General features: G+C 67.3%; 8 protein-coding genes and 1 pseudogene. 7 read left to right on the forward strand and 2 right to left on the reverse strand.

The annotated features are described in order from the left end of the window. Positions 1–245: 245 nt before the first annotated feature. Entirely contained in the window at positions 246–800 is a 555-nt protein-coding gene (locus JZ792_RS31850; RefSeq protein ID WP_308165533.1) for a PH domain-containing protein, read from the reverse strand. Between the two features lie 388 nt (positions 801–1,188). Between JZ792_RS31850 and JZ792_RS31855 the strand changes: the two genes are divergently transcribed. The 3 genes from JZ792_RS31855 to ilvC all read left to right on the forward strand — a co-directional run bounded on the left by JZ792_RS31855 (position 1,189) and on the right by ilvC (position 4,839). Continuing rightward, complete coding sequence (locus JZ792_RS31855; protein WP_216916530.1) at positions 1,189–3,120, forward strand: acetolactate synthase large subunit; 1,932 nt, start codon at positions 1,189–1,191, stop codon at positions 3,118–3,120. After that, entirely contained in the window at positions 3,117–3,620 is a 504-nt protein-coding gene (gene ilvN, locus JZ792_RS31860) for an acetolactate synthase small subunit (RefSeq protein ID WP_054814465.1), read from the forward strand. Before JZ792_RS31855 ends, ilvN begins: the two co-directional genes overlap by 4 nt. A gap of 217 nt (positions 3,621–3,837) precedes the next feature. After that, positions 3,838–4,839, forward strand: coding sequence for a ketol-acid reductoisomerase (gene ilvC / locus JZ792_RS31865; protein WP_216916549.1), 1,002 nt, complete (start codon positions 3,838–3,840; stop codon positions 4,837–4,839). Between the two features lie 64 nt (positions 4,840–4,903). Here ilvC and JZ792_RS31870 read toward each other — a convergent pair whose 3' ends face one another. Continuing rightward, a complete protein-coding gene (locus JZ792_RS31870; protein ID WP_216916532.1) occupies positions 4,904–5,215 on the reverse strand; it encodes a hypothetical protein in 312 nt (103 codons plus the stop codon). 417 nt (positions 5,216–5,632) lie between these two features. On the opposite strand from JZ792_RS31870, the gene JZ792_RS31875 reads away from it, so the two are divergent. The 4 genes and pseudogenes from JZ792_RS31875 to JZ792_RS42370 form a co-directional block, all read left to right on the forward strand. Continuing rightward, positions 5,633–6,997, forward strand: coding sequence for a DUF2252 domain-containing protein (locus tag JZ792_RS31875; RefSeq protein WP_216916534.1), 1,365 nt, complete (start codon positions 5,633–5,635; stop codon positions 6,995–6,997). Between the two features lie 83 nt (positions 6,998–7,080). Continuing rightward, positions 7,081–7,965, forward strand: a complete 885-nt coding sequence (locus JZ792_RS31880) for an AAA family ATPase (protein ID WP_216916536.1) — start codon at positions 7,081–7,083, stop codon at positions 7,963–7,965. A gap of 148 nt (positions 7,966–8,113) precedes the next feature. After that, positions 8,114–8,260, forward strand: a pseudogene (locus JZ792_RS43645) (hypothetical protein); the annotation flags it as partial. Between the two features lie 535 nt (positions 8,261–8,795). Beyond that, on the forward strand, positions 8,796–9,105 hold a 310-nt coding region (locus JZ792_RS42370; protein WP_254190644.1), incomplete at its 3' end, for a VWA domain-containing protein.

Raw genomic sequence — 9,105 nt, forward strand, 5'->3', positions numbered from 1 at the left:
CACCGCCGTTCGGCGTGCCCGGCCTACCGTGCTGTCGTCGGGCTTTCGGTGTCGCCGCGAGGGTTGTCGTCGGCGCGGGCGGTGTCATCGGGGAGGTGTCGGTCCCGAAACCGTCTCGGCGGCGCGCGATTCGGAGTGTGTCACCGGAATGCGCGCCGATGTGCGGAGCGTCACCAGTCTATCGCGGCGCGGATGTGGCTCTCACCACTCGTGTCATCCGTCACACGAAAGAGTGGGTGTGGCCGTCAGTCTCGCTCGTCGGCGGTGTCGTCGGGAGCCTTCGATTCGGTCTCCGGAGCCGTCTTCTCGGCGGCCTCCTCGTCCGATTTCTCGGCGGCCGCGCGCTCGGCCCAGGCCCGTTCCTCGGCTTCCTCCGCCGCGGTGAACAGGTCGGGAATCCGTCCGTCGGAGGCGGTGATCAGGTCCCGGAGTCGGTCGTAGCTCACCGCGGGCAACGTCACCTCCGAACCGTCGGTCAGGTGCGCCCGGACGAAGCCGCGCTTGGGAATCCGCAGCCCTTCGACCTGCGCCCAATCCAGATGCCGTGACCCGAACACGGTGCGCGGATCGAGCCCGGATTCCGACACGGTGGTCTGCGTGCGCAGCACCCAGACACCCACCGCTACCGGCAGTGACATCAGCCACCAGAGGAAGGCGGGCGCGCCGACGAAGAAGAAGAAAGTGCCGAGCAGCAGCACGACCACGCCGAGAAACGCCAGGCGCGGGGTCCTGATGACCTTCGCCGTGGGCGCGGGCCGGTCGTGCTCGGTCGAACTACCCGTATCCGATCCCTCGGGCACGGTGTGGGACGATTCAGTAGGTGGCACGGACTGATGCGGTGATGACACACCACCATCCTCGCATCCTGGTGAACGGACACAAGCAACCGCACTGTCCCACATAATGGGACGCACTGGGTCATCTGTTTGACTCATCGGTTCACGCCCGCTTAACGTCGTGCGCGTGAATCGAAACCAGTTGCTCGTACTCGGCCGGCGCGTCCAGCGTTGAGCCTGACTGCCTGAGTCGAATACGTCAGCTCGCGTTGCGACGCGCCACCCTCGTTCAGCCCTGTGCTGACGGGGGCTTTTTTGTGTTCGGGCGAAAGTCCGCCCGTGTTTGTCGGTCATGTCGAATTGATCAGCATTTGTCCGGGGTCGAGTACGAGAACAGTTAGGAACGAAGACGGTGAGTGCACCAACCGCACGGCCCGGGCCATCGGCCCGCAGGCCTGCGCCCTCGAGTCAGCAAGCCGCGACAGCGGCCACCACCGCGGCGAACCGCCGCCAGGTCCCGCCCGAGCGGGTCACCGGCGCGCAGTCCGTCGTCCGTGCGCTCGAGGAGCTCGGCGTCGACACCGTATTCGGCATTCCCGGCGGCGCGATCCTTCCGGTGTACGACCCCCTCTTCGACTCGACCAAGGTGCGCCACGTGCTGGTGCGCCACGAGCAGGGCGCGGGCCACGCGGCCACCGGTTACGCCCAGGCCACCGGCAAGGTCGGTGTGTGTATGGCCACGTCCGGCCCCGGCGCGACCAACCTGGTGACCCCCATCGCGGACGCCCAGATGGACTCGGTCCCGATCGTGGCCATCACCGGCCAGGTCGGGCGCAGCCTGATCGGCACCGACGCGTTCCAGGAAGCCGATATCTCCGGCATCACCATGCCGATCACCAAGCACAACTTCCTCATCACCGAGGGCATCGACATCCCGCGCATCATGGCGGAGGCGTTCTACCTGTCGGCGACCGGCCGACCCGGCGCGGTGCTCGTCGACATCCCCAAGGACGTGTTGCAGGCCCAGACCACCTTCAGCTGGCCGCCGGAGATGCGGCTGCCCGGCTACCGTCCGGTCACCAAACCGCACGGCAAGCAGGTGCGCGAGGCCGCGAGGATGATCCTCGAGGCCAAGCAGCCGGTGCTCTACGTCGGCGGCGGCGTCATCAAGGCCGACGCCTCGCCCCAACTGCTCGAACTGGCCGAACTGACCGGAATCCCGGTGGTCACCACGCTGATGGCCCGAGGCGCGTTCCCGGACAGCCACGACCTGAACATGGGCATGCCGGGTATGCACGGCACCGTAGGCGCGGTCGCCGCGTTGCAGAAGTCGGATCTGCTGATCACCCTCGGCGCGCGTTTCGACGATCGCGTCACCGGTCAGCTCGACTCCTTCGCGCCGGGTGCCAAGGTCATCCACGCCGATATCGACCCCGCCGAGATCGGCAAGAACCGGCACGCCGACGTGCCGATCGTCGGTGACTGCCGCGAGGTGATCGCCGAACTGATCGAAACGCTCAAATCCGATCCGGCGGGCCCGCCGAAGTTGGATCTGGCCGCCTGGTGGAAGTACCTGGACGGCATCCGCAAGAGCTACCCGCTCGGCTGGAGCACCCCGAGCGACGGTTCGCTGTCGCCGGAATACGTCATCGACGCGCTCGGCAGGCTCGCCGGACCCGACGCCATCTACTGCGCGGGCGTCGGCCAGCACCAGATGTGGGCCGCACAGTTCATCAAGTACGAGAAGCCGCGCACCTGGCTCAATTCCGGTGGTCTCGGCACCATGGGTTACGCCGTCCCGGCCGCCATGGGCGCCAAGATGGGCGCGCCGGACAAGGAAGTGTGGGCGGTCGACGGTGACGGCTGCTTCCAGATGACCAACCAGGAGTTGGCCACCTGCGCCGTGGAGGGCGTGCCGATCAAGGTCGCGCTGATCAACAACGGCAACCTGGGCATGGTCCGGCAGTGGCAGACCCTCTTCTACGAGGAGCGGTACTCCAACACCGATCTCGGAACCCACACCCTGCGCATCCCCGACTTCGTGAAACTCGCCGAAGCGCTCGGCTGCGTCGGCATCCGGGTGGAGAAGGAAGAGGACGTGGAGGCCGCGATCCGCGAGGCGCAGTCCATCAACGACCGCCCGGTGGTGATCGATTTCATCGTCGGCAAGGACGCCCAGGTGTGGCCGATGGTCGCCTCGGGCACCGGTAACGACGAGATCATGGCCGCGCGCGGCATCCGTCCGCTCTTCGACGAGGACGAGCAGGCCGCCGAGCCCGCGGTCATCCACGAGGCCCTGGCCCAGGGGCAGGCCGCGCAAGAGAAGAACCAGGTGAGCGAATGAGTACGACCCACACCCTGAGCGTTCTCGTCGAGGACAAGCCGGGCGTGCTGGCGAGGGTCGCGAGCCTGTTCTCGCGGCGCGGGTTCAATATCGAGTCACTGGCGGTCGGCGGGACCGAACTCCCCGAGATCTCCCGCATGACGATCGTCGTCACCGTCGAGGATCTGCCGCTGGAGCAGGTCACCAAACAGCTCAACAAGCTGGTGAACGTCATCAAGATCGTGGAGCAGGACGCCGACGCCTCGGTGGCCCGCGAACTGATCCTGGTGAAGGTGCGCGCCGACGCCAGTGTGCGGACCCAGGTGATCGAGGCCGTGACGCTGTTCCGCGCCAAGGTCATCGATGTGTCCCCGGACGCGCTCACCGTCGAGGCGACCGGAACCCGGTCCAAACTCGACGCACTGCTGCGAATGCTCGAACCGTATGGCATTCGCGAGATCGTGCAGTCCGGCGTGGTCGCCGTCGGTCGCGGACCCAAGTCCATCACCGCGACCCGCTAGGGCGTCCATTACGACCACGTGCCAGGGCCTGATCGGTCGATCGCGGCCAGCGGCTAGTGTTGGCTGCGATCGACGGTCGGCGCATCGCGCCTTCCCCGCCGCCGCGGGGATCTGATTTCGATATGTACGAATTGACAACCAATGCACGGCGCAAGCAGCGCGGTGCGCCCCGCCTCGGGCGGGGATCATCCCGGAAGGAACCACAGTGGCAGTCGAGATGTTCTACGACGACGACGCCGATCTGTCGATCATCCAGGGCCGCAAGGTCGCTGTCATCGGCTACGGCAGCCAGGGCCACGCGCATTCGCTGAGCCTGCGCGACTCGGGCGTCGAGGTCCGTGTCGGTCTCGCCGAGGGTTCGAAGTCGCGTCCGAAGGCCGAAGAGGCCGGTCTCACCGTCGGCACCCCCGCCGAGGTCTCGGCCTGGGCCGACGTGATCATGGTGCTCGCGCCCGATACCGCGCAGGCCTCCATCTTCACCAACGACATCGAGCCGAACCTGAAGGACGGCGACGCGCTGTTCTTCGGCCACGGCCTCAACATCCACTTCGGCCTGATCAAGCCGCCCGCCGAGGTCACCATCGGCATGGTCGCGCCCAAGGGCCCCGGCCACCTGGTTCGCCGCCAGTTCGTCGACGGCAAGGGCGTTCCCGCCCTGATCGCCATCGACCAGGACCCCAAGGGTGAGGGCCAGGCGCTCGCGCTGTCCTACGCCAAGGGCATCGGCGGCACCCGCGCCGGCGTCATCAAGACCACCTTCAAGGAAGAGACCGAGACCGACCTGTTCGGTGAGCAGGCCGTGCTCTGCGGTGGCACCGAGGAACTGGTCAAGACCGGTTTCGAGGTCATGGTCGAGGCCGGTTACGCGCCGGAGATGGCCTACTTCGAGGTGCTGCACGAGCTGAAGCTGATCGTCGACCTCATGTACGAGGGCGGCATCGCGCGCATGAACTACTCGGTCTCCGACACCGCCGAATTCGGCGGCTACGTCTCGGGTCCGCGTGTCATCGACGCCGACACCAAGAAGCGGATGCAGGACATCCTCAAGGACATCCAGGACGGCACCTTCGTCAAGCGCCTCGTCGCCAACGTCGAGGGCGGCAACAAGGAGCTCGAGGGTCTGCGCAAGGCCAACGCCGAGCACCCGATCGAGGTCACCGGCGCCAAGCTGCGCAACCTGATGAGCTGGGTCGATCGCCCGATCACCGAAACCGCCTGAGTCACGGTGTCATAGCGGCACAGCGCGATGGCCCGCTCCCGATGGGAGCGGGCCATCGGCGTTTCTAGCTGCTGCCGAACAGGCCGTGCGGGCGGTGCGGACGGAACGGTTTGTCGAACGGGTCGTGCCGATCCCAGGGATCGCAATGGTCACGCGGTCCGTGCCGCGGGTCGTCCCACAGGTCCGACCAGGGATTGTCGAACAGGTCGCCGTGGCGGCATTCCCGCCTGTCGTGCTTGACGTCGGTGACCTCGGGACGCTGATCGGCCGAAGCGGGCCCTGCCGCGACGGTGACCGGAACCGCGGCGAGCGCGCCCGCGACGGCCAAGCCCGCCAGCAGCCGGCGGGAGGTGGGGGATTTTCTCGTCGTGAACAACGTAATACCTTCCAACTTCTCGAAATTCGGCACGTCGCCTGCCTTCGCGGCGTCGTTGCCAGCGGGCGGCGTGGCCGGAAACCGAGGGGAGGAAACCTCGACCGATTCGCCGACGCGGCGGCCACCGCACGAACACACTGTGCCGCACCCGGATCGAAAGGTCACCGGTCATCGCCCGATTCCGGAGAAAATTCATCCTTCGGTATGAGTTCGGACGCACGGGGATGGGGCGAAGCCCTGAGAAAGGCTGCCGCGGGCTCGAAATCCGTGCCGTTCGTGCTCGAGCGCGGCAGCTCGGCACGTCGACCGGTCTGGCTAATCTTCGGCGAACCGTATGAGTTCCCATCCCACCTGGCCTAACACGCCCATCCGGTCAACACTCTTGCGATGTCGCATCCACCGGGCAAGACTGAGCGGATGACAGATTCGGTCGGTGTGCTGAACGCTGGTTCCGGGGTCGAGAAGGGGCGCGCGGCCCGTAAACGAGTACCACGTTCGGCCCTCGGGGGCTGGCAGCCACCGAAGAACCGCACCGACCCGATCACCATCCTGGAACGCCAGGCCCGGACCCGGCTTCCCGAACTGGTCCCGATCCGATACGCGCGGATGGTCGCCGAGCCCTTTCCCTTCCTGCGCGGCGGCCCCGCGATCATGGCGGCCGATCTGGCCACCACCGAGAACACCGGATTGATCGTCCAGTTGTGCGGCGACGCCCACCTGTCCAACTTCGGCCTGTTCGCCTCACCCGAACGCGCCCTCGTCTTCGACCTCAACGATTTCGACGAAACCCTGCCGGGCCCGTTCGAATGGGACGTCAAACGGCTCGTCGCCAGTGTCGCCGTCGCCGCGAGGAGTAACGGATACAGCGACACCAAGGCCGAGTACGCCGCGATGGAAGCCGCGCGCGGATACCGCGAACATATGCTCCGGCTGGCCGAGATGGACGGCATGGCGGTGTGGTACCTCCAGGTCAACGCCGACGCCGTCGCCGAACTGGTGCGCAAACCCAAGCGGCGCGAAGGCGTGGAGAAGGCGCTGAGCACGGCACGCTCGCACACCAGCCTGCAAGCGTTCTCCAAACTCACCGAGCTCGACGAGAACGGCGTCCCCCGCATCCGGCACCGGCCGCCGCTTCTGGTGCGCATCGACGAACCGGAGGCGCTCGACATCTCGGCGGTTTTCGCGGCCTACCGCAAAACCCTCCCCGAGGAACGCCGGATCCTGCTCGACCGTCACGAACTCGTCGACCTCGCGCTCAAAGTGGTCGGCGTCGGTAGCGTCGGCACCCGATGCTTCGTCGGCCTGATGGCCGACCGCGACACCGGAAGTCCCCTGTTCCTCCAGGTCAAAGAGGCCGAAACCTCCGTCCTCGCACCGCATCTGACCGCGAGCAAATTCAAACACCAGGGCCACCGCGTCGTGCACGGCCAGCGTCTCATGCAGGCCGCGAGCGATATCTTCCTCGGCTGGGCCACCGGCCCCAACGGCCGCTACTTCTACTGGCGGCAACTGCGCGATATGAAGGGCTCGGCGGTTCTGGAGAACCTGTCACCCGGCGCGCTGTCCAAATACGCGATGCTGTGCGGTCACACCCTGGCCCGCGCCCATGCCCGCTCCGGTGACCGCGTCGCGATCGCGGCGTATCTGGGCAGCGGTGACGCCTTCGACCGGGCCATGGCCGACTTCGCGATGGGCTACGCGGATCAGACGTTGATCGACCATCGGGAATTGGAGGACGCCGTCGCCTCCGGTCGGGTCACGGCGGCGACCTCGGGGTTCTGAGAAAGGCTCGTCGCCGTTCCGCCCGGAGTCGCGCCGGACTGGGCGCCCACCGGGTCCGACGCCCCGCTCTACACTGGCTACCGATGAGTAAGTTCTTCGATTCGGTAGACGAGGTCACCCGTCGGCTCACCGCCGCGGGCTATCTGCCGTCCACCGATATCGCCACGGCCGTCTTCCTCGCCGACCGACTCGGCAAACCCCTGCTCATCGAGGGCCCCGCCGGAGTCGGCAAAACCGAACTGGCCCGAGCCGTCGCCACCGCCACCGACGCCGACCTGGTGCGGCTGCAATGCTACGAAGGCATCGACGAGGCCCGCGCCCTCTACGAGTGGAACCACGCCAAACAACTGCTGCGTATCACCGCCGCCGCCGACAACGGCTGGGAAGGCACCCGCGACCACGTCTTCACCGAGGAATTCCTCCTCGAACGCCCGCTGCTCGCCGCCATCCGCAACCCCGACCCGACCGTGCTGCTCATCGACGAACTCGACAAGGCCGACGTCGAACTCGAAGGCCTCCTGCTCGAAGTACTCGGTGACTTCCAGGTGAGCATCCCGGAACTGGGCACCATCGGCGCGATCCGAAAACCCTTCGTCGCACTCACCTCCAACGCCGACCGCGACCTGTCCGAGGCATTGAAACGTCGCTGCCTCTACCTCCACATCGACTACCCCACAGCGGAACTGGAACGCGCCATCGTCCGTCTGCGAGTCCCCGAGTTGGACGCCGCCACCGCGACCGCCGCGGTCGAGGTCGTCGGCGCGCTGCGCGAACTGTCCCTGCGCAAAGCTCCCTCCATCGCCGAAACGGTGGACTGGGCGCGAACCCTGGTGACGTTGGGCGCGCGGAACCTGACCACCGGTGTGGTGCGCTCGACGCTGGGGGTGCTGCTCAAATACCAGTCCGACCATCGCATCGCGATCGAGCGGTTATCGCTCGATACCCCGGACCGGGACGGTTCGCGGTGACGGTCGTGATGAGGATCGCGCCCACCGACCTCGACCGTGCGCCAGCGGTCCCACCTTCCGATGACGAGCCCATCGAAGTCGGGCGCAGCCGCCGATGACAGTGCCCGCGCGCCGCCCGAGCCGCGGCACCGACCACACCCCGCGGCCGATGACCGACAGGCTCGTCGATTTCGTCGGCGTCCTGCGCGACTACGGCATCACTGCCGGTCCGAGCGAGACCGTCGACGCCGCCGAAGCGATCCTCGCCCTCGGCCTGACCGACACGAATCGTCTCCGCTCCGGCCTGGCCGCGACCCTGTTGCGCCGCAACGGCCAACGCGCCGTCTTCGACCAACTCTTCGACCTCTACTTCCTCGGCATCGACACCATCGCCCCGCACCCGCCCGAGCAGCCGGAATCACTCGACGCCCTACGCGACCGCGTCGTCTCGGTTCTGGCCGACGACGAGCGCACCACCACAACGGAATTGGCCCGTGAAACCCTCACCAGACTCGGCGGCTACGGCGGCGCGGGAGCAGGCCGCACCCCGAATCCCGTCGGCACCGGCTCCGGCATGGGCTGGTCCTCCTACCAGACCATGAAGACCCTCCGCCCCGAGGACTTGATCGACCGCATCGCCGAAACCATGGGCGGCACCGACGAACTCGCGACCGCCGTCCACACCATCGAAGCCCGACGCCGCGTCGACGCCTTCCGCGCCACCGTCCGCACCGAGGCCATGCTGCGCTCGGCACAACTGCGCGGCACCGACTACATCGCCCGCCGCGGCGTCGAATCCGCCACCGACCACGTCGACCTTCCTCGGCGCCCGCGAACAGGACCTCGCCGAAATGCGCCGCCTGGTCACCCCGTTGGCCCGAAAACTCGCCACCCGCCTCGCCGCCCGCCGCAAGAAATCCGTCCGCGGCCACATCGACATGCGCCGCACCCTGCGCCGTTCCATGGCCACCGGCGGCGTCCCCATCGACCCCGTCCTGCGCGCCCGCAAACACGGCCGCCCCGACCTGGTGATCCTGGCTGACCTCTCCGGCTCCGTCACCGGCTTCGCCGAATTCACCCTCCACCTGACCCAGGCCCTCCAAGACCAGTTCTCCCGGGTCCGCAGCTTCGGCTTCATCGACACCTGCGACGAGATCACCC

The sequence above is a fragment of the Nocardia noduli genome (genome assembly GCF_019038455.1).
Taxonomy (GTDB): Bacteria; Actinomycetota; Actinomycetes; order Mycobacteriales; family Mycobacteriaceae; genus Nocardia; species Nocardia noduli.

Bases quoted from the DNA above. Each gene is read 5' to 3' on its own strand.
- ilvC (WP_216916549.1), top strand. From the start codon at position 3,838: ATGTTCTACGACGACGACGCCGATCTGTCGATCATCCAGGGCCGCAAG.
- JZ792_RS31880 (WP_216916536.1), top strand. From the start codon at position 7,081: ATGAGTAAGTTCTTCGATTCGGTAGACGAGGTCACCCGTCGGCTCACC.
- ilvN (WP_054814465.1), top strand. From the start codon at position 3,117: ATGAGTACGACCCACACCCTGAGCGTTCTCGTCGAGGACAAGCCGGGC.
- JZ792_RS31875 (WP_216916534.1), top strand. From the start codon at position 5,633: ATGACAGATTCGGTCGGTGTGCTGAACGCTGGTTCCGGGGTCGAGAAG.